The organism is Pseudomonas sp. NS1(2017) (assembly GCF_002269425.1).
Lineage (GTDB): Bacteria > Pseudomonadota > Gammaproteobacteria > Pseudomonadales > Pseudomonadaceae > Aquipseudomonas > Aquipseudomonas reactans.
In genome coordinates, this window is sequence record NZ_CP022960.1 from 3,984,268 (window position 1) to 4,008,279 (window position 24,012).

At 61.9% G+C, this 24,012-nt stretch carries 23 protein-coding genes; 7 read left to right on the forward strand and 16 right to left on the reverse strand.

The genetic code is table 11. The features are described from left to right. Positions 1-4: 4 nt before the first annotated feature. From CI807_RS19025 to CI807_RS19035, 3 genes are all read right to left on the reverse strand, one after another. The gene (locus CI807_RS19025) at positions 5-1,033 is read right to left on the reverse strand and encodes a purine nucleoside permease (protein ID WP_095015730.1); all 1,029 of its coding nucleotides are present in this window, start codon (positions 1,031-1,033) and stop codon (positions 5-7) included. A gap of 14 nt (positions 1,034-1,047) precedes the next feature. Next, positions 1,048-1,995 (reverse strand): nucleoside-specific channel-forming protein Tsx, encoded by a 948-nt coding sequence (locus tag CI807_RS19030; RefSeq protein ID WP_016977241.1) that lies wholly within the window; start codon positions 1,993-1,995, stop codon positions 1,048-1,050. Positions 1,996-2,150: 155 nt separating this feature from the next. After that, on the reverse strand, positions 2,151-3,089 hold the full coding sequence (locus CI807_RS19035; protein WP_095015731.1) for an AraC family transcriptional regulator: 939 nt from the start codon (positions 3,087-3,089) through the stop codon (positions 2,151-2,153). A 261-nt stretch (positions 3,090-3,350) separates the two neighbouring features. Here CI807_RS19035 and CI807_RS19040 point away from each other — a divergent pair, with 261 nt between their 5' ends. Next, complete coding sequence (locus CI807_RS19040) at positions 3,351-4,610, forward strand: sugar ABC transporter substrate-binding protein (RefSeq protein WP_371858010.1); 1,260 nt, start codon at positions 3,351-3,353, stop codon at positions 4,608-4,610. Between the two features lie 18 nt (positions 4,611-4,628). Further along, positions 4,629-5,402 (forward strand): L-iditol 2-dehydrogenase, encoded by a 774-nt coding sequence (locus tag CI807_RS19045; RefSeq protein WP_095015733.1) that lies wholly within the window; start codon positions 4,629-4,631, stop codon positions 5,400-5,402. A gap of 126 nt (positions 5,403-5,528) precedes the next feature. Here the strand turns inward: CI807_RS19045 and CI807_RS19050 are convergent, their stop codons facing one another. Continuing rightward, positions 5,529-6,221 (reverse strand): NUDIX hydrolase, encoded by a 693-nt coding sequence (locus tag CI807_RS19050; RefSeq protein ID WP_095015734.1) that lies wholly within the window; start codon positions 6,219-6,221, stop codon positions 5,529-5,531. Between the two features lie 147 nt (positions 6,222-6,368). Between CI807_RS19050 and CI807_RS19055 the strand changes: the two genes are divergently transcribed. The 3 genes from CI807_RS19055 to nadE are packed head-to-tail and all read left to right on the forward strand — an operon-like array spanning position 6,369 to position 9,056. Beyond that, entirely contained in the window at positions 6,369-7,016 is a 648-nt protein-coding gene (locus CI807_RS19055) for a nicotinamidase (RefSeq protein WP_095015735.1), read from the forward strand. A gap of 11 nt (positions 7,017-7,027) precedes the next feature. After that, on the forward strand, positions 7,028-8,245 hold the full coding sequence (gene pncB / locus CI807_RS19060) for a nicotinate phosphoribosyltransferase (RefSeq protein WP_095015736.1): 1,218 nt from the start codon (positions 7,028-7,030) through the stop codon (positions 8,243-8,245). 1 nt (position 8,246) lies between these two features. After that, positions 8,247-9,056 carry an ammonia-dependent NAD(+) synthetase gene (gene nadE / locus CI807_RS19065; protein ID WP_095015737.1) on the forward strand — a complete coding sequence of 270 codons (810 nt, stop codon included), beginning with the start codon at positions 8,247-8,249 and terminating at the stop codon, positions 9,054-9,056. Here nadE and CI807_RS19070 read toward each other — a convergent pair whose 3' ends face one another. The 7 genes from CI807_RS19070 to CI807_RS19100 are packed head-to-tail and all read right to left on the reverse strand — an operon-like array spanning position 9,057 to position 15,496. Next, positions 9,057-10,088, reverse strand: a complete 1,032-nt coding sequence (locus CI807_RS19070) for an ABC transporter substrate-binding protein (RefSeq protein ID WP_095015738.1) — start codon at positions 10,086-10,088, stop codon at positions 9,057-9,059. It lies immediately after the preceding gene. Between the two features lie 14 nt (positions 10,089-10,102). Continuing rightward, positions 10,103-11,200, reverse strand: coding sequence for an FAD-binding oxidoreductase (locus CI807_RS19075; RefSeq protein ID WP_095015739.1), 1,098 nt, complete (start codon positions 11,198-11,200; stop codon positions 10,103-10,105). Next, positions 11,197-12,540 (reverse strand): NAD(P)/FAD-dependent oxidoreductase, encoded by a 1,344-nt coding sequence (locus CI807_RS19080; RefSeq protein WP_095015740.1) that lies wholly within the window; start codon positions 12,538-12,540, stop codon positions 11,197-11,199. The genes CI807_RS19075 and CI807_RS19080 overlap by 4 nt, the downstream gene beginning before the upstream one ends. Continuing rightward, the gene (locus CI807_RS19085) at positions 12,537-12,827 is read right to left on the reverse strand and encodes a (2Fe-2S)-binding protein (protein ID WP_038846668.1); all 291 of its coding nucleotides are present in this window, start codon (positions 12,825-12,827) and stop codon (positions 12,537-12,539) included. The genes CI807_RS19080 and CI807_RS19085 overlap by 4 nt, the downstream gene beginning before the upstream one ends. Continuing rightward, positions 12,827-13,621: an ABC transporter permease gene (locus CI807_RS19090; RefSeq protein ID WP_095015741.1), complete on the reverse strand. Its 795-nt coding sequence runs from the start codon at positions 13,619-13,621 to the stop codon at positions 12,827-12,829. The genes CI807_RS19085 and CI807_RS19090 overlap by 1 nt, the downstream gene beginning before the upstream one ends. A gap of 4 nt (positions 13,622-13,625) precedes the next feature. Further along, positions 13,626-14,471, reverse strand: coding sequence for an ABC transporter permease (locus tag CI807_RS19095; RefSeq protein WP_016977228.1), 846 nt, complete (start codon positions 14,469-14,471; stop codon positions 13,626-13,628). After that, positions 14,468-15,496 (reverse strand): ABC transporter ATP-binding protein, encoded by a 1,029-nt coding sequence (locus tag CI807_RS19100; RefSeq protein WP_095015742.1) that lies wholly within the window; start codon positions 15,494-15,496, stop codon positions 14,468-14,470. Before CI807_RS19100 ends, CI807_RS19095 begins: the two co-directional genes overlap by 4 nt. 243 nt (positions 15,497-15,739) lie before the next feature. On the opposite strand from CI807_RS19100, the gene CI807_RS19105 reads away from it, so the two are divergent. Next, complete coding sequence (locus CI807_RS19105; protein WP_095015743.1) at positions 15,740-16,570, forward strand: IclR family transcriptional regulator; 831 nt, start codon at positions 15,740-15,742, stop codon at positions 16,568-16,570. A 128-nt stretch (positions 16,571-16,698) separates the two neighbouring features. On the opposite strand, the gene CI807_RS19110 is transcribed toward CI807_RS19105, so the two are convergent. Then, a complete protein-coding gene (locus CI807_RS19110; protein WP_095015744.1) occupies positions 16,699-17,061 on the reverse strand; it encodes a DUF1937 family protein in 363 nt (120 codons plus the stop codon). Between the two features lie 111 nt (positions 17,062-17,172). Between CI807_RS19110 and CI807_RS19115 the strand changes: the two genes are divergently transcribed. Then, complete coding sequence (locus CI807_RS19115; protein ID WP_095015745.1) at positions 17,173-17,952, forward strand: DeoR/GlpR family DNA-binding transcription regulator; 780 nt, start codon at positions 17,173-17,175, stop codon at positions 17,950-17,952. On the opposite strand, the gene CI807_RS19120 is transcribed toward CI807_RS19115, so the two are convergent. The 4 genes from CI807_RS19120 to CI807_RS19135 all read right to left on the reverse strand — a co-directional run bounded on the left by CI807_RS19120 (position 17,953) and on the right by CI807_RS19135 (position 23,608). Then, positions 17,953-19,428: an amino acid permease gene (locus CI807_RS19120; protein ID WP_095015746.1), complete on the reverse strand. Its 1,476-nt coding sequence runs from the start codon at positions 19,426-19,428 to the stop codon at positions 17,953-17,955. Between the two features lie 112 nt (positions 19,429-19,540). Next, positions 19,541-20,956 carry a glycerol kinase gene (locus tag CI807_RS19125; RefSeq protein ID WP_095015747.1) on the reverse strand — a complete coding sequence of 472 codons (1,416 nt, stop codon included), beginning with the start codon at positions 20,954-20,956 and terminating at the stop codon, positions 19,541-19,543. Beyond that, a complete protein-coding gene (locus CI807_RS19130; RefSeq protein ID WP_095015748.1) occupies positions 20,953-22,215 on the reverse strand; it encodes an NAD(P)/FAD-dependent oxidoreductase in 1,263 nt (420 codons plus the stop codon). The genes CI807_RS19125 and CI807_RS19130 overlap by 4 nt, the downstream gene beginning before the upstream one ends. Then, complete coding sequence (locus CI807_RS19135) at positions 22,205-23,608, reverse strand: NAD(P)/FAD-dependent oxidoreductase (RefSeq protein WP_095015749.1); 1,404 nt, start codon at positions 23,606-23,608, stop codon at positions 22,205-22,207. Before CI807_RS19135 ends, CI807_RS19130 begins: the two co-directional genes overlap by 11 nt. Positions 23,609-24,012 lie beyond the last annotated feature (404 nt).

Genomic DNA, 24,012 nt, shown 5'->3' on the forward strand with positions numbered 1-24,012 from the left:
GCGGTCAGGCTTCGGGAACGCCTTTTTCCCATGCCGACCAGTTCTTGAGGATCGCCTGTACCAGCGGGTTGCCCGTGCGGTACAGGTTCTCCAGTGCCGGCACAAAACCGCCCTGATCCGCGTACTTCAGCAGGTTGTCCACTTCGCTGTAGCCAGGGTACGGGCGGTCGAAGTCGGAACCGGCACGTACCACCGCCAGGCGCTGGATATCCACCAGGCCTTCGCGGCTGGCGCGCAGCAGGGCTTCGTAGGTGGAGTTGTCTTCCTGTTGGGTGGTGCAGTATTCGCCTTTGTTGTCAGTCAGCAGCTTGGTCCAGACCTCGGCGCGTTCGCTCAGGCGTGTGCCGGAGAACCAGGTGTTGCCCGCCAGGGTGTCGCAGCGCGTAACTTGCGGCGGCTGGTTGGCCGGGGCGGCGGGGTAGTGTTTGCGCCAGGCAGCGGACTCCTTGCTTTCGGTCAGCTCCACTTTTTGTGACAAGGCAAACGCCTTGGCCTGCAACGTGGGGTTCAGCTCAAACACTTCGGTCTTGTAGTCCAACGGTGGTTTTTCGTTGGGACCTTTGGTGTTGATGCCGATATAGCCCGTCGGCCAATCCTTGGGCGCGTCCCGCGAATCCAGCTCCCACTGGGTGCCGAATTCCACCAGGTAGTGCGCCCAGGCGGCGGTGCCGATGGTGCCGTGCTTGGGGCTGATGCCGGCGATCCCGGCGATCAGGAAATAGCTCTGGCGCAGGTCGAATTTGGGCGACAAGGCCAAGGCCAGGGTGGACGCGGCGGCGTTGGTCTGGCCCATGCCGGTGACCAGCAGGCACACGTCCTGGGTGTTGCAGCGGATCACCGGGTACTCGGCCGACAGCCCTGGCACGCGGACTTCCTGCTTGAGTTCCAGGCGATCGATCCAGGTTTGCGCCTCAGGGGCGAACATGGTGATCAGCATGATCTTGGGTTTGATCGGCGCAGGCGTATCGGCCAGCACCACGTGGGGCAGCAGCGCCAGGCCGACAGCCATGGAGAGACGGGTAAACGCGTTCATCTAAAGCTCCTCTATCAGAATTGGTAGCCCACGCCGGCGTAGTAACCCCAGCCATCGGAACGGGCGCGGAAGTTGCCTTCGCCAAAATTCAACTCACTGCCGTCTTCCCAGTTGCCGCCGTTATGGAAGTAACGGCCGACCAATGTGAAGCGCAGGTGGGTGAACGAGTACAACAGCACATTGGTCGCGACCAGGGAGTTGGCGGTGCGCGCCGGATTGTCCTTGTGCAGGTCGGAGCCGAAATCGTAGTTGGTGAAGCCGATGTAGGTCAGCGAAGCACCGTTATCGAATTTGCCGATGGGCACGATGTACTTCATCTGCGCACGGTAGCCATCCCATGAATATTCGTTGCTGGCGCCGTAGTTTTCCCACTGGTAGCGCCCGTAGAAGTTGGCCGACAGGTTCACCCGCGAGTGGGTGTCGATGTCGGTGCCGAGGCCGCTGTACAGGGTGTTGGCGCGGTTTTCCTTGCGGCTGCCATGGTCGTAGATCCAGTCGAACGCCACGTACCATTCCTTGAACGGTCCGATGGCCAGGCTACGACCCGCCAGGTAGTCGATGGATATACGCGGCTCATGTTCCATGAACACCGGCGAGCCATGGTCCCACACGCCTTTGTCATTACTGTTACCGATGGTGAGGATCTTCGGCACGTCGATGTAGCCGTACAGCTCAAAAGGCCCTTTGCGGCCGAAGTACTCGTATTCCAGGTAGACATCATCCTGTGGCTTGGGGCCGAAGCTGATGTCTTTACTGCCGATCAATGTCAGGTCTTGGTTGAACCAGTCCGACAGGTACACGCCTTTTTTCGCCGGGCTGGCTTCAGGGCTGAGGGTTTCGCCCTGTGCTGAGTCATCCACGGGTTTTTCCTGCGCCAAAATGGGGGCGCTGAGTACTCCCGTAACGGCGGCCAGTAGCAAGGAAACACCAAAGGAGGCAGGACGCCTTGAGGTGAAGTGCATTGAAAATCCCTATTCGTACGCGGTTTGAACCCGATTCTTCGGGTAAGGGTGAACTTGGCTGGCAAGTTCGTACCGCAAACGTTTGCACAGGCTGTACCAAGTTTTCTCAATCGGTTGATCAAGTTGAAAAAAACCGGATTTATTCGACCTTTTGGTCAGAATTGACTGGGTGTCATTTTTTCAATGTGCTGGAACAGGTGCATCGCGGTTTCCCGTCGATAGTCGCTCGGCGTCTGGTGCATTTCGATACGGAAGTGTCGATTGAAATTCGACAGGTTGGCGTAGCCCACTTCAAAGCAGATGTCCGCCACCGACATGTCGCTTTGCAACAGCAGCCGGCAGGCGCGCTGTACACGAAACTTGCGCATCAGGTCGATAAAGCCGTGGCCGGTGTTGCGCTTGAAGAAGCGTGAGAAGCCCGGTTCGCTCATCTCCAACTGCTGTGCGATCACCGACAGGCGCACATCGCCGGTCAGCTCGCGCATCAGATAGTCGAACGCCTTGTTGATGCGTTCGGCGCTGCGTGCATCCAACGTCGGTGCATAACACGGGCTGGCCAGGGCCTTGGCTTGTTGTGGCGGGGCGTTCTTCAGGGTGTCGAGCAGTTGCAGGAACAGGATCAAGCGCTGCAGGCCGTGGGCGGTGCCGATGGCTTCCATCAAGTGCGCAGCCTGCAACGCGGTGTCGCCGCTGAATTCCAGCCCGCGCCGGGCACGCTCGAACAGCGGTTGCAGGTCACCGAGTTCCGGCAGGGTCTTGCGCAGGGCGAGGAGGGCGGCGCCGTCGAATTGCAACACCACGTCGCGCCCGCTCAGGTATTCGCCGGGGGCGAGTTCACCGATCCAGTCGTGGGGCAGGTCGGGGCCGATCAGGGCCACATGGCCGGCACTGAACGCACCGATGTAGTCGCCCGCGACCAGTTTGCCGCTGCCTTGGCGGATCAGGTGGATTTCAAATTCGGGATGGTGGTTCCAGCGCGCCAGGTCGTAGGGGTAGTCATGTTCGAACCAGCGGAAGCAGTGGTCCGGCTCGGGCAGGATCACTTCTAGTTCGGCGGGGCGGTGCTCGAACAGCTTGGCGCGGCTGATGGGCATGGCGGGATTCTTATGATGCTTGGAGTCGCTCCAAAATACGCGCCTCAACCGCGAGCGCGCTACCCCTGGTTTCGCCTGGCACTGATACTTTTTTAACGTTCATATCCAGGTTAAAAAAGTACCAGTCGCCCATCCTCCAGGCGTTTGTGGGGGCTTGGCCAAGCTGCTGTAATCGGCCCTCAACAACAAAAACAACAGGTAGAAACCGCTATGTCCAAGCTCCCGCAAGCGTTGTTCCTGCTTTCCGGCCTGGCGCTGGCCATGCCTAGCCACGCCGCCGACACCGTGACCATCGCCACGGTCAACAACAGCGACATGATCCGCATGCAGCGTCTGTCCAAGGTGTTCGAAGCGCAGCACCCGGACATCAAGCTCAACTGGGTGGTGCTGGAAGAAAACGTGCTGCGCCAGCGCCTCACCACCGATATCGCCACCCAGGGCGGGCAGTTCGACGTGCTGACCATCGGCACCTACGAAACCCCGCTCTGGGGCGCCAAGCACTGGCTGGAACCCTTGGCCCAGCTGCCGGCCGATTATGACGCCGACGATATCTTCCCTTCGGTACGGCAGGGTCTGTCGGTCAACAACACCCTGTACGCCTTGCCGTTCTACGGCGAAAGCACCGTCACCTACTACCGCACCGATTTGTTCAAGCAGGCCGGGTTGAGCATGCCCGCGCATCCTACCTGGACGCAGCTCGGCGAGTTCGCCGCCAAGCTCACCGTCAAGGACAAGGGCCAATACGGCATGTGCCTGCGCGGCAAGGCCGGTTGGGGCGAGAACATCGCCTTGCTGAGCACCATGGCCAATGCCTTTGGTGCACGCTGGTTCGACGAGCAGTGGAAGCCCGAGCTGACCAGCCCCGAGTGGACGGCGGCCGCCAACTTCTACGTCAACACCCTCAAGCAATACGGCCCGCCGGGCGTGTCCAGCAATGGTTTCAACGAAACCCTGGCGCTGTTCAACAGCGGCAAATGCGCGATCTGGGTCGATGCCAGCGTCGCCGGTTCCTTCACCACCGACAAGAGCCAGAGCAAAGTCGCTGACAACGTCGGTTTCGCCGCCGCGCCTACCGAAGTCACCGATAAAGGCTCGTCATGGCTGTATGCCTGGTCCCTGGCAATTCCGGCCACGTCCAAGCACAAGGACGCTGCCAAGGCCTTCATTAGTTGGGCGACGTCCAAGGATTACATCCAGTTGGTTGCTGATAAAGAAGGCATCACCAACGTACCGCCGGGCACCCGACAATCTACCTATAGCGAGGCGTACTTGAAGGCTGCCCCGTTTGCCCAGGTAACCCTGGAGATGATGAAGCACGCCGATCCCGCGCACCCGTCGGCCAAGCCCGTGCCGTACGTGGGCATCCAGTACGTGACCATTCCCGAGTTCCAGGCCATTGGTACCTCGGTCGGCAAGCTGTTCTCTGCGGCGCTGACCGGTGGCATGTCGGTTGACCAGGCCTTGCTGGAAGCCCAGTCCACCACCGAGCGCGAAATGAAACGCGCCGGCTACCCGAAATAACTTCTACAGGACCTTTTCATGAAACGACTTGAAGGCAAGAGCGCGCTGATCACCGGATCGGCGCGCGGTATCGGTCGCGCCTTTGCCCAGGCCTACATTGCTGAAGGCGCCACCGTGGCCATCGCCGACATCAACCTGCAACGGGCCCAGGCCACGGCTGTTGAGCTGGGTCCACAGGCCTATGCCGTCGCCATGGATGTCACCGACCAGGCGTCCATCGACAACGCGATTGCCACTGTGGTCGGCCACGCCGGCAAACTGGATATTCTCATCAACAATGCTGCATTGTTCGACTTGGCGCCCATCGTCGACATCTCCCGCGACAGCTACGAACGGCTGTTCTCGATCAACGTCGCCGGCACGCTGTTCACCTTGCAGGCCGCCGCGCGGCAGATGATCAGCCAGGGCCACGGCGGCAAGATCATCAACATGGCCAGCCAGGCCGGGCGTCGCGGCGAGCCGTTGGTGGCGATCTACTGCGCGACCAAGGCGGCGGTGATCAGTTTGACGCAATCGGCGGGGTTGAACCTGATCAAGCAGGGCATCAACGTCAACGCCATCGCACCGGGTGTGGTGGATGGCGAGCATTGGGATGGTGTGGATGCGTTGTTTGCCAAGCATGAGGGGTTGGCGCCGGGCGAGAAGAAAAAGCGGGTAGGGGGCGAAGTGCCGTTTGGGCGGATGGGCACGGCGGAGGATTTGACGGGTATGGCAATATTCCTGGCGTCAAAGGAGGCTGATTATGTTGTGGCGCAAACCTACAACGTCGATGGCGGTAACTGGATGAACTGACTTCATTGCCTAATCTCTGTAGGAGCGAGCTTGCTCGCGAAAAACGTGCAGGCGATGTGTTCATCCAGGGTGATCGCGTTATCGTTAACGATCTTCGCGAGCAAGCTCGCTCCTACAGTGAGTGTTTTACTCCGCAAAACTGCGATCGAAAAAGTAAATGTCCCCAGGTTTGAGAACCGCCACCGTCGCCTGGGGCCTGCCGCCCTCACCATTCTTCTTGCGCCCCGTCTCGCGCAGGTACCCCGCCTCAGCCAGCTTCAGCAAGCGCTGGCGAATACTGGTCTTCAATACCGGCCGCGCCAGCACCAGGGAAAAGATCATGGTCGCCTCCGGCGCGCTGAACTCATTGCCCAGGAACATCAGCGGCAAGCTGCTGTACAGCGATTTGGAAAACAGGCGCTCCTGCACGGCAGCCACGATGCTGTTGTGATCGAACGGCAGCTTGATGCGGCCATCCGCGACCCCCGCCAGTGAAAACCAGGCCTGATGCTCACCCAGTTCTACCTCATCCGCCACGATCCCCAGGTAGTAAGTGGACGACGACCAGCAGCGCGGATCACGAAACGCATCCCCCACCGTGCCCACTTGCTCGCTCCAGGCCAGATCAAGTCCTACCTTGTCACTCGCGCGCAAGCGCTCCACCGCGTCCTTGAGGCTCAGATCTTGCACGCCGCCATTCACCACCACGCCCGGCAGCGCCCAGTGCCCGGCGAAGGGCTCGGCGTCGCGTTTGTTCAGCAGCAATTTCAGTTCCCCGGAGGCGCGGCAATAGAACAATACGCACAGGTCGACGGTGTGGAGGTAGGGGCTCAGAGGCATGTTGACGTCCTTCTAGACAGCGATGACGCACAGTCTAACCAATCGAGCAGATATGTCATGGACTTGCTCCAGGATAGATAACCAGATGTTTCTTGCAATGAAAGTACATGACGTGTACTTTTGTTTCCAGGCCACAGGAGAATCGCCATGACCCTCGCGAAAACTGCCATTGCTTCATTCGACGTAGACGCCCAGAAGAGCTTCACGCCGCTGTGCCCCAACGAATTGCCTGTGGCCGGCGGCGACCAGATCGGTGCCGAGCTCAACTACATGGCGAGCCTGGCCGGCCATCGCGTCGGCAGTAAAGACGCTCACACCCCGCATGCGCCCTGGGTGGTGTCGCAGCACAGCGAGATGCTGCAACCCACCGGCCTGGCCCACGCCGATGTGACCTGGGTGAGCCATTGCGTGCCGGGCACCGAGGGCTTCACCTTGCTCGACGAGTTGCCTACGCCTTATGACTACGACTACTTCATCTGGAAAGGTGTCGAACCCGACTTGCACCCCTACGGCGCCTGCTACCACGACCTGCACGACAAACTCTCTACCGGCGTGATCGAGTACCTGAAAGCCCAGGGCGTGACCCGCGTCATCGTCGGCGGCCTGGCTTTGGACTACTGCGTCAAGACCACCGCCTTGCAACTGCTCAAGGCTGGCCTGGAAGTGGTTTTGCACTTGCCGGCGTGCAGAGGCATTACGCAGGAGGGCGGGATACAGGCAGTCAATGAGTTGCTCAAGGCCGGTGCCGTCATCAGCAGCACCCGCGAAGAACTGGCCGCGATGGCCGCGCGTTAAGGAGACACACCATGGAAAGTGCCTACGACTACGAAACGCCCGTTATCCAGGGGTTGCTCGACACCGATTACTACACCTTCACCATGATGCAGGCCGTGTTGCACCAGTACCCCAATGTCGATGTGGAGTACAACTTCATCGTGCGGTCCAAGGAAAAGCTCGGCCACCTGATTCCCGAAATCCGTGCCGAGTTGGAGCAACTCGCCAACCTGCGTATGCGCGAAGGTGAGCTGCGCTTTCTGTTCAATCCACGCTTTCGCGAATACCTCACACCGGACTACGAGCGTTTCCTCGGCCTGTTCCGCTTCAATCTGCGCTACATCCATGTCAGCGAAATCGACGGCCAACTGAACATCCGCGTGGTCGGCCCGATGCTGCATTGCATCATGTTCGAACAACCGGTCCTGGCCCTGGTCAGTGAGCTGCGCAACCGCAACAAATACCCTGACGTGACCCTGGAAGATGTCACCCGCAAGCTTTACCAGAAATTCGACTGGCTGCAGAAAAACCTCAGCCGCGAAGAACTCGCCGACCTGCGTGTGTCCGACTTTTCCACGCGGCGCCGCCTGTCGTTCAAGGCCCAGCGTGAAGTGGTCGACATCATGCGCCGCGACTTTCCCGGCCAGTTTGTTGGCACCAGCAATGCGCACCTGGCCTACGAATTCGACCTGCCGCTGATCGGCACCATGGCGCACCAATGGCTGATGGTGCACCAGCAACTGGGCCGCCTGCGCGAAAGCCAGAACGCCGCCCTGGAAAACTGGGTGCGCGAATACCGTGGTCGTCTTGGCATCGCCCTGACCGACTGCATCAGCACCGACTTTTTCCTCAAGGACTTCGACCTTTACTTCGCCAAGCTGTATGACGGCCTGCGCCAGGACTCCGGCGACCCGATCATCTGGGCCGACAAAGTGCTGGCCCGCTACCAGCAACTGGGCATCGATCCGATGACCAAGGACTTGATGTTCTCCGACGGCCTGAACTTCGAAAAATGCCTGCCGATCCTGCGGCACGTGCGCGGCAAGGCCAAGTTCGGCTTCGGCATGGGCACCAGCCTGGCCTGCGATGTGGAGGGCGTCGAACCGCTGAGCATCGTGATGAAACTGGTGCGCGTGCACGGCGAACCGGTGGTGAAATTCTCGGATGACCCGATCAAGAACGTCTGCGAAGACGCCTCGTTTTTGCAGTATGCAGCACAAGTGTTCAATGTCGGCAGCGTGGAGGTGTGACATGCAAGCACGTATCGCACAGGAACTGAACATCAATCGGCAACTGGTCAAAGGCGGTGAGTCGAAGGAAATCCAACGGCGCATAGATTTCATCAAGACCACCTTGCTCGGCTCCGGCAGCAAGGCGTTGGTACTGGGCATCAGCGGTGGCGTTGACTCCCTCACGGCTGGTCGTTTGTGCCAGTTGGCCGTAGAGCAACTGCGCGACGAGAAGTACGCCGCGCGCTTCATCGCCATGCGCCTGCCCTACAAAACCCAAGCCGACGAAAACGATGCCCAGGCCTCCCTGGATTTCATCACGCCGGACCAGATCGACACCCTCAACATCGCCGCCAGCGTCGACGGCCTCATGGCCAGCCTGACCGCCACCGAAGCCAGCGCCACCCATGTCGATTTCATCAAGGGCAACGTCAAGGCACGCGCACGGATGATCGCCCAGTACGCCGTGGCCAACCTGCACAACGGCCTGGTGGTCGGCACCGACCACGGCGCCGAGGCGTTGATGGGGTTTTTCACCAAGTTCGGTGACGGCGCCTGCGACCTGGCGCCACTGTCGGGCCTGACCAAAACCCAGGTGCGCCTGCTCGCCACGGCCCTCGGCGCCCCGGACAACCTGGTGCACAAACACCCGACTGCCGACCTGGAAGAGCTTGTGCCGGGCAAGCTGGATGAACACGCTTACGGTTGCACTTACGCAGAGATCGACGCGTACCTGATGGGCGAACCGGTGAGCGAGCGGGTGAGGGCGATTATCGAGGGCGCATACAGCAAGACAGCGCACAAACGTGCGCTGCCGATTGTTCCCCTTTGATCAGCGTTCGATCGACCGACTCCACCGCGCATTCCACTCCGGCCGCGCCTGGTTGACCTGGTCCCAATCAATCGAAATCGCCGTCTGCAAGTAACTTTGCATCGCTTCTACTCGGGCGCGGGTCTTGTCGGTGGTCGGCGTGGTCGGGTTAGACGGGATCTGATCGCCTTCTTCCAGCGCCGGGGCCTGGGCTTCGGCGGTCAGCAAAAACGCGGCGAGTTTCTGCGCCAGTTCCGGCTGGTCATTGCGCGCGATCACACACTCAGCCACGTTCAGCACCACCGCGCCTTCCTTGGGTTGCGCATATTCCATGGGCACGCCGAGCAGTTTCTGGGTGGCGACCTGGGTGGGCGTCAGCGGGAAGATCGCGGCTTCGTCGGTCTGCACCATTTCGGAGATCTTCGCGGAGCTGGCGATGTATTCCAGCACGTTGGGGCCAACGGTTTTTGGCCAGGCCTTGAAACCGGGGTCTACGTTGGTTTCGTCACCGCCCTGGAGGCGGTTGAACATCAGGAAGCCATGCAGGCCGAAGGTGGAGGAGGCCAGGGACTGGAACACCACTTTGTCTTTGAAGCGCGGGTCGGCCAGGTCCATCCAGGAGGTGGGGGCGGCCCAGCCTTTTTCCTTGAACATCTTGGCGTTGTAGCCCAGGCCGGTGACCCCGAGGGTCACGGCCACGGCTTGTTCCTTGATCTTCGCCTTGGCAGGGATCTGCTCCAGGGTCGGGCTTGGCGCCAGCTTGTCGCACAACCCCATGGAAATCGCGCGGTACATGATGCCGTCGTCGAGGAACATCACGTGCATCTGCGGGTTGTCTTTGTTGGCCTGGACCTTGGCAAGGATGTCCGACGAGGTGCCGGGCACGATTACTACCTTGACGTTATTGGCCTTTTCGAACGCGGGCAGCACCTTGTCGGCGTAGACCCGTTCCATGGTGCCGCCGTTCATGCCCAGGTACAGCGTGGGCGCGGCGTGCGCCGTTGAGGCGAGCAGGGCGAGGGACAAGCAGGACAGCGCAATACGTGGGTTCATGGATGTTTTTCCTCTCAGGCTTGGAAACGACGGATGGAAAACGCTTCGATGGGTTGGCGGCTGGCACCGGTGCGGACGATCTCTGCCAGGGCTTCACCGACGGCGGGACCGAGCTGGAACCCGGCGCCGGCAAAGCCGAAACCGTGGAGCAAGCCGGGTTGGGTACTGCTGGGGCCGATCACCGGTTCATGATCGGGGAGGTAACCTTCGGTGCCACTCCAGGTGCGGATGGCCTGGGCACCCTTGAGAAACGGGTACAGCTCGCCGGCATTGCGCAGGATCTCCAGCACCGCGGCCTGCCCCGGTCGCGCTTGTTGCGGGCCGAGGGCAAAGCCGCGACCGCCGCCGAGGATGCAATTGCCCCGGGCGACCTGTCGCGCATAGATCCCGCCGCCTTCGACGCCCGTGCTCACGTCCATCACCACCGGTAAGGGCTCAGTGACCAGCATCGCCGGGTGTGCCGAGGTCATGGGCACCGCTTCGCCAAACTGTTCGGCCACCGCACCGGCCCACGCCCCGGCGCAATTGAGCAGCCACGGTGCTTGCAGATGCAGCCCGTTGGCGCAGTGCACCTGGAAGTCCTGGCCGTCATGCTCGATACGCGTGACCTGCGACTGTTCATACAGGTGAGCGCCGCGTTGTTTCGCCGCGCGGGCAAAAGCCGGCGACACCAGGCGGGGGTTGGCGTGGCCGTCTTCCGGGCACAGCGAGGCACCGACGGCGATGTCGCCGACCCAGGGGAATCGCGCGCGCAGCTCGGCGTAATCCAGCAACTGCAAACCCAAGTCAAACCCTTGTGTCTGCTCGGCATACGCTTGTAAGGCGGCGAAGTCGGCGTGACTGCGCGCCAGCTTCAAATGCCCGGAACGCAGGTATTCGCCGTCGATGCCGATTAATCCCGGCAAGTCTGCCCACAGTTGGTGGGCACGCTGCGACAGTGGCAACTGGTGCAAAGGCCGCCCCTGGCGCCGCACGCCGCCGTAGTTGACGCCGCTGGAGTGTGAGCCGCAGAAGTCCCGCTCCACCAGCGCTACGCGCTGGCCTTTTTGCGCCAGCATCAGCGCGGCCGACGCGCCGACGATCCCTCCACCCAATACAATGACGTCGATCACGGCTGCACCTCCACGCCAAACGGCAGCGGCTTGATCGGTGCCTGGCCCCGCAAGCGGCCGACGTTTTCGATGGCCCGGCCGCTGCGCTCGGCGACAATTTCCGCCGCCGCCAACCCGCACATTCGGCCTTGGCAGCGGCCCATGCCGACGCGACAGTGGGCCTTGACACGATTGATCTCCCAGTGGCCTTCATCCACCACCGCGCGTACGTCGCCGACGCTGACTTCTTCGCAGCGACAGAGGATTAACGCATCGGGGGCTTCGGCCGCCCATTGTTCCGGGAACGGGAACGCAGTTTCCAAACCATGACGAAAGCGTTGGATGGCGGCCAATTGTTGCTCCAGCACAGCAGGGCGGCGCTGATCGATGGACACGTCCAAATCCCCGAGCACGGCCAGCGCTGCACGTTCACCCGCCATTTGTGCGGCATCCGCACCCATGATCCCGGCCCCATCGCCCGCCAGGTACACGTCGCTGACGCTGCTGCGTCCGGCGCTGTCCCGTTGTGGCAGCCACGCGCGGTTCAAGGCATTCCAGGTGAACTCACAGCCGAGCAAATCCGCCAGTTGCGTCTCGCTGCGCAGGGCATGGGCGAAGGCCACGGCGTCGCATTCCAGGGTCTGATCAGCCCATTGAATGCCGCTGACCCGTTGCGCGCCGTTGATCTGTTCAAGCGTGGCGCCCTGATGCACGGGAATCCCGTGGGCCGTCAACCAGGCGCGGTAATACACGCCTTTGGCCAAGGTCGCCGGTTGCCCGAGCAACGCTGGCAATGCACGGCATTGGGCACTGAACGGTGCGCTGTCGAGCACTGCCACCACCTTGGCGCCGGCCTTGGCGTACTGGTAAGCCACCAGATACAGCAACGGCCCGCTGCCACAAAACGCCACACGCTCGCCGATGGCGCAGCCTTGGTACTTCAGCGCGATTTGTGCCGCGCCCAGGCTGTACACACCCGGCAAGGTCCAGCCCGGCACGGGCAGGATGCGGTCGGTGGCGCCGGTGGCGACGATGAGTTGCGCGTACTCGATGCTTTCGGCGCGGCCGTTGTTGAGCATATCCAGGCGCCCGTCCTCGGCATTCCACACCAGGGTTTGCGGGCGGTAGTCGATCAGCGGCGCGAGTTCATCCAGGGTGCGGTGCACGGCCTCGGCCTTGCGTGCTTCAAATCCGTAGAGCTGCTTGGCGGTGCGTTGAAATCCCTGTGGCTGACGCCGATAAATCTGCCCGCCACCGCGCAGGCTTTCATCCACCAGGCAAGGTCTGATGCCATGGTCGAGCAACGTGCGCGCCGCGCTGATCCCGGCCGGGCCTGCGCCCACAATCACCACAGGCTTCATGACTGGCGCCCCGGTTCGCGGCGGATGGCCTGGCCTTCTTCCAATAGCGTCGAACAAGCGCGCACGCGGCGGCCATCCTCCAGCCGCACCCAACAATCCTGGCACGCGCCCATCAGGCAGAAACCGGCCCGTGGTTCGGCGCTGAAATCACTGCCGCGCAGGTGTTCGGCGCAGGTCAGCACGGCGGTCAGCAGGGTGTCACCGAGCAAACCGCTGGCGGGTTGCCCGTCAAGGGTAAAGGCCAGGGCAGGGCGTTGGGTTTCGGCCAGGCGTTTGAACAGAGCCATCAATGTTTCCCCACCAGTACGCGGTCCAGGCCGTAGACCCGGTCCAGCAGGATCATGGTGGCCGCCGTGAGTGCAATCACCAGCGCCGACACCGCCGCCATCATTGGATCGATGGACTCGGTGGCATACACGTACATGCGCACCGGCAGGGTCTGGGTCGCCGGTGAGCTGACAAAGATCGACAACGTCACCTCATCGAAACTGTTGATGAACGCCAGCAACCAACCGCCCGCCACCCCCGGCAGGATCATCGGCAGGGTGATCTGGCGAAACAACGTAAAGCGGCTGGCGCCCAGGGACTCGGCGGCCTGTTCGGCGTTGCGGTCAATCCCGATCGCCGCGGCCAACACCAGGCGCAGCACATAGGGCGTGATGATCACCACATGCGCGAGCATCAGCCAGGTGAAGCTGCCGTTCACGCCCATCAGTGCGAACAGGCGCAGCATCGCCACGCCCAGCACCAAGTGCGGAATGATGATCGGTGACAGGAACAGCGCACTGAAAAAATTGCGCCCCGCAAACTGATAACGACTGATCGCCAAGGCGGCCGGCACCGCAATCAAGGTCGCCAGGCTCGCGGCGGTAAACGCCAGGATCAGGCTGTTGTAAAACGCCTGGATAAAGTCGGCGCGCTCGAACACCGCACGGAACCAGCGCAGGGAGAAGCCCGAGGTGGGCAGGCTCAAGGTGTTTTCCGGGGTGAAGGCCACCAGGCACACCACCACCAGCGGCGCCATCATGAACAGCACCACCAGGGTATGGAAACCCAAGGCCAAAGGACCGTTTCTGGACATGCGTTTAAACCCCCAGGGACTTTTTGTAGCGGCCTTCGACCATGCGGTTCCAGCTCAGCATGATCAGCAGATTGACCAACAGCAGCACCACCGCGATGGTCGCGCCCATGGGCCAGTTGAGTTCCGAGAGGTACTGGTCGTACACCACGGTGGCGACCATTTTCAGGCGGCGTCCACCGAGCAGGCCGGGGATCGCAAAGGAACTGGCGGCCAGGCCGAACACGATCAGCGTGCCGGACAGTACGCCGGGCATCACCTGGGGCAATACGATCTTGCGCATCACCGTGGTCTGGCTGGCGCCGAGGGACAACGCCGCTTGTTCAGCCGATGGGTCGAGCTTCTGCAGGGAAGTCCACACCGGGATGATCATGAACGGCAGCATCACGTGCACCAGGGCGATGATCACCGCGAACGGCGTGTACAACAGCTTCACCGGGCGCCCGCCGAGGAATTGAATGACTTGGTTCACCAGCCCATCCGCGCCGAGCAGCAGGCTCCAGCCAAAGGCACGCACCACCACCGAGATCAGCAGCGGCGTGAGGATCAGGATCAGGAAAATCGAGCGCCACGGGGTGCCCATGCGGCTGAGGATGTAAGCCTCGGGCACGCCGATCACCACGCAGAGCAGGGTGACCAAGGCGCTGATCCAGAAGGTGCGCCAGAAGATTTCGTAGAAGTACGCATCGCTGAACAGCGACAGATAATGCGCCAGGGTCCACTCATCGCCCTTTACGCCCACCTGGTAATCGAACACGTTGAACGACAGCACCAGCGTCAGGCCCAACGGCAGAATCAGCAACCCGACAAACAGCACCAGCGCGGGCAACGACAACAGATAGCCCCGGCTCATGCGCGCACCTCATCCGCCGCCAATACGCGCAGCAGGCTGGCTTGCCAGTCCAGGCCCACCGCGGCTCCGCAACCGAGCGGCGCGCTGCCGTCGTTGCTGCGCACCACGGTGATTTCGCCAAGGTTGGTGTGGATGCGATACAGCCATTGGCTGCCGAAAAAGTAGCTATCGAGGACCTTGCCTTGCAGTCGGCCGGTGCCGGCGTCCACCAGTTGGATCTTTTCCGGGCGCAGGCTCAGGGTCAGCTCGCCGTCACCGCTTTCGTGGCGTACTTGGGGGCTCCCGAGCTGGTCATAGTCGCCCGGCAACAGGTTGGCCTTGCCGACAAAATCCGAGATGAAGCGTGTACGCGGGTGTTCATAGAGCTTGTACGGCGCGTCGATTTGGGTGACGCGCCCGGCCTGCATCACCACTACGCGGTCGCTGATGGACAGCGCTTCGGCCTGGTCGTGGGTGACCATCAAGGTGGTGATGCCCACGGCGCACTGGATGCGGCGGATTTCGAACTGCATTTCTTCGCGCAGGTTGGCGTCGAGGTTGGACAGCGGTTCATCCAGCAGCAGCACCGGCGGCTCGATCACCAGGGCACGGGCCAGGGCCACACGTTGGCGCTGGCCGCCGGACAGTTCACGTGGGTATCGGTCGGCGTGCGGCGCCAGGCGCACCAGTTCCAATACCGTCTTGACCTTGCTGGCGATCTGCGCCGCCGGCACTTTGCGCATCTTCAGGCCGAAGGCAACGTTGTCGCGCACGCTCATGTGCGGGAACAGCGCGTAGCTCTGGAACACCACGCCCAGGCCACGGCTGGCGGGCTTGGCGTGAGTGATGTCGCGGCCGTCGAGCAGGATCTGCCCGCCGCTGACGTCAACGAAGCCGGCGATCATTTGCAGGGTGGTGGTCTTGCCGCAGCCCGAAGGGCCGAGCAGGGAAACGAACTCGCCTTTTTCCACCGCAAGGTCGGTGGCGACCACCGCATCGACGGCGCCGTAGCGTTTGCTCAAGGCGTTGAGTTGGAGAAATGCCATGTCTGCGTTCCACCTTTTTTTGAGTCGCGTCGAAACGCGCTTTTTTGTTTTGGGCAGATGCGAATGAAGTGTTGCCGGTGCGTTGGCGCTCGATCTTGAGTCGGCTGCCGTTAGTTGTTCATGTCGCCCCTGTGGACGCAGATTAGGACGAAGACTAGGATGGGCGGAAGATAGAATTTCACTGAACGGACTACTATTTTCATATTTATTCATTCACCGGAATTTGCTGAGAGATTGGTTGTTATGGATTCCACTGATCGAAATGAAAGTGCCAAAGAAGTCGGCCCCGGTGGGGTGTCTCGACTGTTCGCGCTGCTGCGCACCCTGGGTGACGTGCCGGAGGGCGGTGAACGCGTGACCCAACTCGCGCAACAGGTGGGCTTGTCTCAACCGACCACCCACCGCCTGCTGCGCAGCCTGATGGACGAAGGCATGGTCGAGCAGGACGCGCGCAGCAAGCGCTATCGCCTGAGCCTGGAGTTCTTCGCGCTGGCGGCGAATGCGGGCAAGACCGGCAACCTGCGTGACCTGGTGCGGCCGAGCATGCTGCGCCTGAGTGCGTCATTGGGGGATTCGCTGTTCCTGTTGGCGCGCTCAGGCTTCGATGCTATCTGCCTGGACCGCAGCGAAGGCCCATACCCGATCCGCACCTTCACCGGGGACATCGGCGGGCGTGTGGCGTTGGGCGTGGGGCAGGGTAGCCTGGCGATCCTGGCGTTCTTGCCGGAGGAAGAGCGCGAGACGGTGATCCGCTACAACCTTCCACGGCTCAAGGACTTCCACCTGTATGACGAGGTGCTGCTGCGCTCGGAAGTGGAGAATGTGCGCAATCTTGGGTATGCGGCGCGCAATACCGGCGTGTTGGAAGGCATGGCGGGGTTGGCGGTGCCGATCCTCAATCGGGATGGGCATGCGGTGGCGGCGTTGAGTGTGGCGACCATCAGCGACCGGCTGGGGCCGAGTCGGTTGCCGATGGTGGTGGAGTTGCTCAAACGCGAAGCGGCGGCGATTGGGCCAAGGATCAATCCGTTTGATCCGACGTTGCGCCGGCCCTCGCAGACCTTTGGTGGATAACCCTCTACCCGACAATGACAATCTATAGGGGAGCCGACTTGCCTGCGAAGGCGGTGTGTCAGTTGCTCAGGTGCACACTGACCCATCGCTATCGCAGCCAACGCCCAACGTTGATTGAGTTCTGCCGTTCAGTCGGCGATAAATTCAGCCGAAACCTGTGACCACAGGTTCACCTGCCGTCCCCGAGCGGCGAAAAAATCCATCTCCCGCTTGATCCCGCCACTGAGTTCCCACCCCGGCAAATCCAGCACGATCAACTCCTCCAGCAGCTCCATGAACACCGCATCCACCGGTGCCCACAGCTTGCCGATGGCGGCACCGTCTTTGCCCACAAAGGCCTGGTTGATCGGGTGGGACATGGACACCTGGCTGAACACCGCATGACCTGCCTGGATAATCACCGCCGCTACGTTGTTGCATTCAATAAATCGCTCATGAACCACGGCTGCATCAGCATGGCTGTAAGGGCAGGCCAGAAAGATTTTGCGCATAAATACCTCTTTTTTCTGATTGAGTTGATAGGAAATTGTGGTTTGTGTGTTGAATTGATGACCGAATACGCCTAGGTTTGACGCCATTACCGAGCCGGCACGGAGACCACCATGCGCCCCAATGAGCGACGCCAACACATCCTCGAACTGTTGCGCCAACGCGAGCGCATCTCCGTTGACGAGCTGGCGCGTACCCTCAGTGCCTCCCAGGAAACCATTCGCCGCGACCTGGCCGACCTGGCCGAAAGCGGCCAGGTCACCAAGTTTCATGGTGGCGCCTCGCTGCCCCCACGTGGCGAACACGAGAACGCGTTCCAGACCCGCATGAACGAGTTTTCCCAGGAGAAACGCGCCGTGGCGCGTTACGCTGCTGGGCTGTATTCGCCAGGGGACAGCATCCTCATCGACACCGGTACCACCACGTTGTTTTTCGCCCGCGAACTGGCGCGCCTGAACCGCATCACCGTGATCACCAACTCCCTGCAGATCGCCGACAGCATCGGCGCCAGCGGCAATCGGGTATTCATGATCGGCGGCGAGTACCGTCCCGAATCGAACCAGAACAGCGGCCCGTTGGCACTGGAGCAGATCGCCCGATTCAACGCCGAACACGCGGTGGTCACCATCGGTACCCTGAGCGTGGACGGCGCGTTTGACTTCTCCATCGAAGAGGCCGAGATCGCCCGCGCGATGATTGCCCGCGCGCGCTACCTCACGGTGATCGCCGACTCGTCCAAGCTCGGGCGCAGCGCGTTGTTCCAGGTGTTCCCCCTTGAGCGTATCGATCGCTTGATCATTGATCGCAAGCCGGTGGGGGAGTTGGGCAGTGCCCTGGCCCGGGCGAATATCGAGGTGCATGAAGCGCCGATCAGCCCGAAAACGGAGTGGTGACTACAGGTAATGCTGGATCGGTGGCATTTGCTCCAGCTGCTTGCGGCGGGTGATCCACACGCAGGCGAACACCAGCGCACCCACGGCGACCAGTCCCAGCACGTACATCTGCGCCACGCGAAATTCCGCCGGAATGATGAACACGCACAGCTCGACAAACAGCCACAGGCAAGCGCCCCCGACCACCAGCCATTCCCATTTGCCGAGGGTGAAGTCATCGGCGTGATGCACTTGCTTGTGGCGCGTGCCGATGTACAGCAGCACGGTGGCACTGTAGAGCAGGGCCGGCAGCAGGGTGGCGGCGCCGAGGATCTGCGTGAGGGCGTCCGGGTCGCTATAGAAGCTCAGCACGATAATCATCGGGATCAGCGCCGCAACGATGGTTGCCCACAGCGGGCCGCCGGTGGGGCGCGGCACGTAGCTCAAGGCTTCGGAGAACGGCAGGCGCCCGTCACGCGCCATGGCGTGTACCAGGCGGCTGTTGCTGGTCATGATTACCAGGCCGCAGGCAAAAATCGCCACGCAGACCACCACCAGGATGATCTTGCTCAGGGTTTCACCGAGGGTGATGCGGATCACATCGGCCACCGGCGCCGAGCTCTTGCTCAGCTCTGCCACCTGGTCGCCCAGGCCCATACCGATCACCATCAGGAACAGCGTGCCCATCACTCCGCTGGCCAGCACCGCATGCACCATGGCGCGTGGCACCACCTGCTTGGGGTTGAGGGTTTCTTCGGCGAGGTTGGCGGCGGCTTCCCAGCCCACCAGCGTGAAGGCGCCGAGCAGGCCCGACAGCATGAACGGGCCCAGCCAGCCGTAGTAATGCTCCGTAGGCGCGATGCCGGTGGACAGCAGGTTGGAAGCATTGCCCTTGCCGAAAAAGGTCACGGCCACGCCGATACCGACGATCAGGCCGATCATCGCGATGACTTCCGCGCCCACCGCCATATTGTTGATCTTGGTCAGGATCGGTGTCGACCAGATGATCAGCAACATCTGAATGAACAACACCACCACCGTGGTGATGGCTCCAGCGGCGGGGGAGTATTCAAGCCCCAGCAACGGGAACAATGCCACCTGGGCCAGCCCGTAATCCACTGCCAGCAGCACCACGGCGATAAACGCAAAACTCATCCAGCCAAACCACCATCCCAGCACCGGGTTGACCAATCGACTGGCCCACTGGTAGCTGAAGCCGGACAACGGGATCTTGCTCGCCAACAGGCCGAAAACCAAGGCCACCAACAGTGTGCCGAGGGTTGCGATGGGCCAGGTCCACATGCCGATGGGGCCGCTGGAGACCAGCACCGAACCGTAGGTGGAAAACAGCCCGGTGGTGATCGAGATAAACGAAAACGCCACGGCAAAGGATTCGAACTTGCCCAGGGAACGTTCGAACTGTTCCTTGTAGCCAGTACCGCTCTCGGCGCCTTTATCGGGTAAAACGGTGTGCGGACTCGATAGGGTGTCAGACATGGGAATGTCTCCTAGAAAAAAGCCAAGGACAAGGCTCGGCGCACGGGTTGTGGGAACAACCAGCGAAACCTGAGGCTCAACGGGGTGACGCACCTCCCTGGCGGGAGGCTGTTTATCGCCAGGTGTGGCAGCGGCTCACTGCGTCGCTGAAGGTGTCCCTCCATGCACGCGCAGTGGTCGCGCTGACCCTGGGATGAAACTCGGTGCAGGTATTGCGCGGCGCTACCAGGGTGCTGCCCAGCCCTCGCGCGGCCAGCGCCGCACAGCCAAACGCGGTGAGCTCGTCGAAGCGCTGGGTGACGATGCAGCGTTGCAAGACGTCGGCGAGGAACTGCGCGAAATACGGGCTGCGCGCCAGGCCGCCGTCGATGGACAAGCGGTCGGTGACACTGAGGAACTGGTCCATGGCGCTGATCACCTCGACGCTGCGCAAGGCCACACCTTCCAGTACCGCCTGGCACATGTCCTGGCGCGTGGTGCCGCCGTGCATACCCACCCACAAAGCCGCCGCGCTGCGGTCCCAATGTGGGCAGGCCAGGCCAGACAATGCCGGCACGAACGCCAACTGGCGGGCAATGGCTGGAGGCTGGTCAAAGCTGGCGAGTTCCGAAAAATCACTGAACAGCCCCAGGCGCCCGGCCCATTCCACGGCGGCGCTGGCGTCATAGACACCACCGTCCATGGCGTACACCGGTTTGCCGTCGATCTGCCAGGCGATGGTGGCGAGCAGGCCTTTGTCAGGGGCACGGATGATCTGGTCGCCGGTCAAGGTCAGGGCAAAGGCGCCGGTGCCGAAGGTGATCTTGGCATCGCCATTTTCACGGCAACCGTGGCCGTACAACGAGGCTTGTTGATCCACCACCGATGCGGTGATGGGCGTGGCGCCGACCTCTCCGAAGTGGCCAACGGTGTCGAGAATCGGCGGCAGGGTTTCGATGGGCACTCCAAACAGTTCACACAGCTGAGGGTCCCATTGCCCGGTGGCAAGGTTCATCAATGAGGTGCGCGAAGCGGTGGTGACATCGGTGGCAAACACCCCGGTGAGGCGATCGAGAAACCACGCGTCGCTGGTGCCCAGGCGCAAGCGTCCGGCCTTGTGGGCCTGTTGGGCGGCAGGCAGGTTGTTCACGATCCAACTCAACTTGCTGGCGGAAAAGTACGGGTCCAGGGGGAGTCCTGCGTGAGCGAGGGTCAGGCCTTCACCGCCTTCGGCACGCAGTTTTTCAATGGCCGGGCCGGTGCGGTTGTCTTGCCAAACGATCACCGGCGACAGCGGCTTGCCGGTGAGTGCGTCCCAGGCCAGGCAGCTTTCGCCCTGGTTGGCCAGGCCGATGGCGTCGACGCGTCCGGTGGACTCCAGGCAACGCTGCAGGTTGGCCAGCAGTTCCAGCGGGTCATGTTCGACCCAACCCGGCTGCGGGTGATGTTGCTGGTGGCGCAAGGCGAGCTGGATATCGGCCGAGCCGTCATCGCTGACTACCAGCACGCGGGTACTGGTGGTGCCTTGGTCGAGGGCGGCAATTCTCATGGGGTCTCTCCTTGGCTCGGCGGGGTGTGTGCGTGGCCGACAACGTCGACATCAAGTTGCTGGATACGGGCGTTGAGTTTCAGGGCGGCAATCGGAATCAGCAGACGTCGCTCGGGCAGACAGGCCAGTGTTTTGCTCCATATCGGCAGCCCATCGGCATATACCGTCAGCGCGCCTTCGCAGGCTTTACTGACACGCAGCTGCAAGTGCTCCAGGCCAGCGACGCCGGTTGGCGCAAAGCGTTGCGGCACGCAGAGCTTCAGCGGCCCGCGGCAGTTGATCGTCAGGGTGTGGTGGGCGGCGGGGATTTCACCGCGCAGGTCCTTGGCCAGCAGGCGCGCGATCCGTGCCCCTTCGCGATAGGACCAACCGGCGGTTTCCACCGGGCGTAGCAGGTTACCGGCGGCGAAGTAGGCCGGGTCCGAGCAGCGGCCGTACTGGTCGATCACCGGGCCCTGGCTGTTGGCATCCAATAGCAGATGGCTCTGGCGCACCAGGCTGGCTTCGGGCAGGAAGTTGCCGGTGAGCAGCACGCCATCGCACTCCAAGCGCTGCACCTGCCCATTCGCCAGGCGTACGCTGGCCGCTTCGACCCGGCCAGTGCCGTGGATTTCCAACAGCTCGGCGCCGTAATGCAGGGGCACACCGCACAGCCGTGGGAACAGCGACAACGGCCAGCGCGCTGTGGCGCGCCAGTTGGACTCGATCATGGCCACCGGCTGGATACCGGCGCGACGGCAACTGAGGATCGACGACAGGCTGACCAGTTCGGTGCCGACAATCAGCGGGCGTTCGAAAGGCTTGAGGTGGTGCAGGTACAGGTAGGCTTGCAGGGCGCCGGTATTGATCACACCCAGTGGCCGGTCGCCGCCGATCAAGCGTGCCGAGCGCGGGTTTTCACGCACGCCGGTGGCCAGCAACACACGCTTGGCGTTGAGGCTGATGATGCCGGCGCTGCTGACCAGGCGCAGTTGGCCGCTTTCGCCCAGGTGCGTCACGGTGTGGCCCAGGCGCAGTTCAACCCCGGCCGCAACGGCCTCGGCCACGTTGCGACGGGCGTAGTCCGGGCCGGAGTAGATCCGGCCATACTCGCGAAAGCCGAACGGCGGGTGGCCGCAATGGCGGGGCACGCCGCCGGGCAGGCTTTCGCGCTCAATCACCACCACCTGTTTGACGCCCTGGCGCCGCAATTCGATGGCCGCCGACAACCCTGCCGGGCCGCTGCCGATGATGGCCACCTCCACGTATTCAGGCTTCATGGGCGGCTCCCGTGGCCAATGGCAACGCCAAGTGCCCGGCGCTCAATTCGGCCACGCGGGCACCGCAGTAGAAACCTTGGCATCGACCCATGCACGCACGGGTCCGGCGCTTGAGCCCACCCAGGTCGCCAGGGGGCAGGGGGCTGTCGAAAGTAGCCTGGATTTCCCGCGCCGTTACCCATTCGCAATGGCAGACGATTTCAGCGCCGGGCTGCTGATAATCGCGGGGCAGGTGCTCGGCGAGGTTGGGCATGTGCGGCCAACTCGGATGAGCGACAGGCCGGTGCTGTACCCGCTGGCGGTAGAGATTGAACACGTGCCGGGCGATACCCAGTGCCGCCGTCAGCCCAGTGGAGCGGATGCCGCCCACGGTAATCCAGTGCTGCTCGGGCACTTCCCGAATGCGATAGTCCTTTTTCTCGCTGGCCGGTCGCAGGGCTGCGTAGGTGGCGGTCACCGGCATGCCGTCGAGCGCCGGAATGCGCGCCACGGCGGCGTCGATCAACTGGCTCAACACCTCGTGGCTGAGCCCGGCATGCACGCGGTCGTCCTGTTCTTCGGCGGTCGGGCCGACCAGCAGGTTGCCGAATACCGTACGGGTTATCACGATGCCCTTGGTGCGCTCGTTGGGCACCGGCAGGATGATGTTGCCGAGCAAAGCGGCGGCGGCCTTGTCGAACACCACGAACTGGCCTTTGCGCGGATGAATGCTGAAGTGACTGTCACCCAGCAAACGCTGTTCCAGCCGATCACCGAACAGGCCTGCGCAGTTGATCACGGTCGTCGCGTCGAAGGTGCCGCGAGACGTGGATAACCGCCACGCCTGGCCGTTGAAATGCCCGGCTTCGACCTCCGTGGCAGTGAGCACCGTGGCGCCGTGGGCAAGAGCTTGTTGCAGGTAGCCGAGTGGCGCCGACCAGGGATCGATCAGGTATTCCCCCGGTACGTAGACCGCGCCCAGCAACCCCTTCGCCAAGTGCGGCTCTGCACGATGGATTTCATCGGCAGCTACCAAGCGGGCATCACTCACCCCGTTGGCATGCGCCTGCTGCAGGATACCGTCGAGCTTGGCCAAGTCATCTTGATTCCAGGCCACCACCATGGCGCCGGTCTTGAGCAGCGGCAGGTTCATCTGCGCGTGGATCGCCAGGTATTCCTGGTAGCCGGCCTGCATGCAGGCCAGTTCCACACTGCCGGGCGGTGCATCGAAGCCGGTGTGCAGGATGGCGCTGTTACCTTTGCTGGCACCCGAAAGAATGTCCGTGCCTTTTTCCAGCAGCAGCACCCGTGCGCCTTCCAGGGTGAAGCGTCGGGCCGTGGCGCAGCCGACGACGCCGCCGCCAATGATGGCGACATCGTAGACATCGGCGGGGTGGGCAATTGAGGGGTTCATTTAGAGGCTTGATCCTTGTGTCGGTAACGTGACTCGCATACCGAACAGGGAGCAGTGACTGTGCCAGTCGAGGTTCTGGGTGTGGAAATGTTGTTTTAAGGGGCGTGAAGTCGGTCATACAGCAGTTAGTGGGTTGCTTAACGCCATAAAACATTGGTTTTCATTGGTTTTGTCTTTGGTTTTTTGGGTTTTAGTTGTTTGCTACTTTGCGACACAGTGGGGCGATTCAACGTTACAAGTGCACTCAAGTGAGGCGTTTACTTAGTGGTTATTCGAATAAGTCTAATTGTTCGTCCAACTATCGATTGAACGGTGTTATTTGAATAACGTTAATTCGGTCAAATAAGCCCTGATGAATGACCGATAGCGCGGGATAAAAACCAATAACAACATTTAAAACCAAC

What these genes read in the sequence shown, in the direction of transcription:
- CI807_RS19025 (WP_095015730.1), bottom strand. Translation starts at nt 1,033, where the DNA reads ATGAACGCGTTTACCCGTCTCTCCATGGCTGTCGGCCTGGCGCTGCTG.
- CI807_RS19030 (WP_016977241.1), bottom strand. Translation starts at nt 1,995, where the DNA reads ATGCACTTCACCTCAAGGCGTCCTGCCTCCTTTGGTGTTTCCTTGCTA.
- CI807_RS19035 (WP_095015731.1), bottom strand. Translation starts at nt 3,089, where the DNA reads ATGCCCATCAGCCGCGCCAAGCTGTTCGAGCACCGCCCCGCCGAACTA.
- CI807_RS19040 (WP_371858010.1), top strand. Translation starts at nt 3,351, where the DNA reads ATGCCTAGCCACGCCGCCGACACCGTGACCATCGCCACGGTCAACAAC.
- CI807_RS19045 (WP_095015733.1), top strand. Translation starts at nt 4,629, where the DNA reads ATGAAACGACTTGAAGGCAAGAGCGCGCTGATCACCGGATCGGCGCGC.
- CI807_RS19050 (WP_095015734.1), bottom strand. Translation starts at nt 6,221, where the DNA reads ATGCCTCTGAGCCCCTACCTCCACACCGTCGACCTGTGCGTATTGTTC.
- CI807_RS19055 (WP_095015735.1), top strand. Translation starts at nt 6,369, where the DNA reads ATGACCCTCGCGAAAACTGCCATTGCTTCATTCGACGTAGACGCCCAG.
- pncB (WP_095015736.1), top strand. Translation starts at nt 7,028, where the DNA reads ATGGAAAGTGCCTACGACTACGAAACGCCCGTTATCCAGGGGTTGCTC.
- nadE (WP_095015737.1), top strand. Translation starts at nt 8,247, where the DNA reads ATGCAAGCACGTATCGCACAGGAACTGAACATCAATCGGCAACTGGTC.
- CI807_RS19070 (WP_095015738.1), bottom strand. Translation starts at nt 10,088, where the DNA reads ATGAACCCACGTATTGCGCTGTCCTGCTTGTCCCTCGCCCTGCTCGCC.
- CI807_RS19080 (WP_095015740.1), bottom strand. Translation starts at nt 12,540, where the DNA reads ATGAAGCCTGTGGTGATTGTGGGCGCAGGCCCGGCCGGGATCAGCGCG.
- CI807_RS19085 (WP_038846668.1), bottom strand. Translation starts at nt 12,827, where the DNA reads ATGGCTCTGTTCAAACGCCTGGCCGAAACCCAACGCCCTGCCCTGGCC.
- CI807_RS19090 (WP_095015741.1), bottom strand. Translation starts at nt 13,621, where the DNA reads ATGTCCAGAAACGGTCCTTTGGCCTTGGGTTTCCATACCCTGGTGGTG.
- CI807_RS19095 (WP_016977228.1), bottom strand. Translation starts at nt 14,471, where the DNA reads ATGAGCCGGGGCTATCTGTTGTCGTTGCCCGCGCTGGTGCTGTTTGTC.
- CI807_RS19100 (WP_095015742.1), bottom strand. Translation starts at nt 15,496, where the DNA reads ATGGCATTTCTCCAACTCAACGCCTTGAGCAAACGCTACGGCGCCGTC.
- CI807_RS19105 (WP_095015743.1), top strand. Translation starts at nt 15,740, where the DNA reads ATGGATTCCACTGATCGAAATGAAAGTGCCAAAGAAGTCGGCCCCGGT.
- CI807_RS19110 (WP_095015744.1), bottom strand. Translation starts at nt 17,061, where the DNA reads ATGCGCAAAATCTTTCTGGCCTGCCCTTACAGCCATGCTGATGCAGCC.
- CI807_RS19115 (WP_095015745.1), top strand. Translation starts at nt 17,173, where the DNA reads ATGCGCCCCAATGAGCGACGCCAACACATCCTCGAACTGTTGCGCCAA.
- CI807_RS19120 (WP_095015746.1), bottom strand. Translation starts at nt 19,428, where the DNA reads ATGTCTGACACCCTATCGAGTCCGCACACCGTTTTACCCGATAAAGGC.
- CI807_RS19125 (WP_095015747.1), bottom strand. Translation starts at nt 20,956, where the DNA reads ATGAGAATTGCCGCCCTCGACCAAGGCACCACCAGTACCCGCGTGCTG.
- CI807_RS19130 (WP_095015748.1), bottom strand. Translation starts at nt 22,215, where the DNA reads ATGAAGCCTGAATACGTGGAGGTGGCCATCATCGGCAGCGGCCCGGCA.
- CI807_RS19135 (WP_095015749.1), bottom strand. Translation starts at nt 23,608, where the DNA reads ATGAACCCCTCAATTGCCCACCCCGCCGATGTCTACGATGTCGCCATC.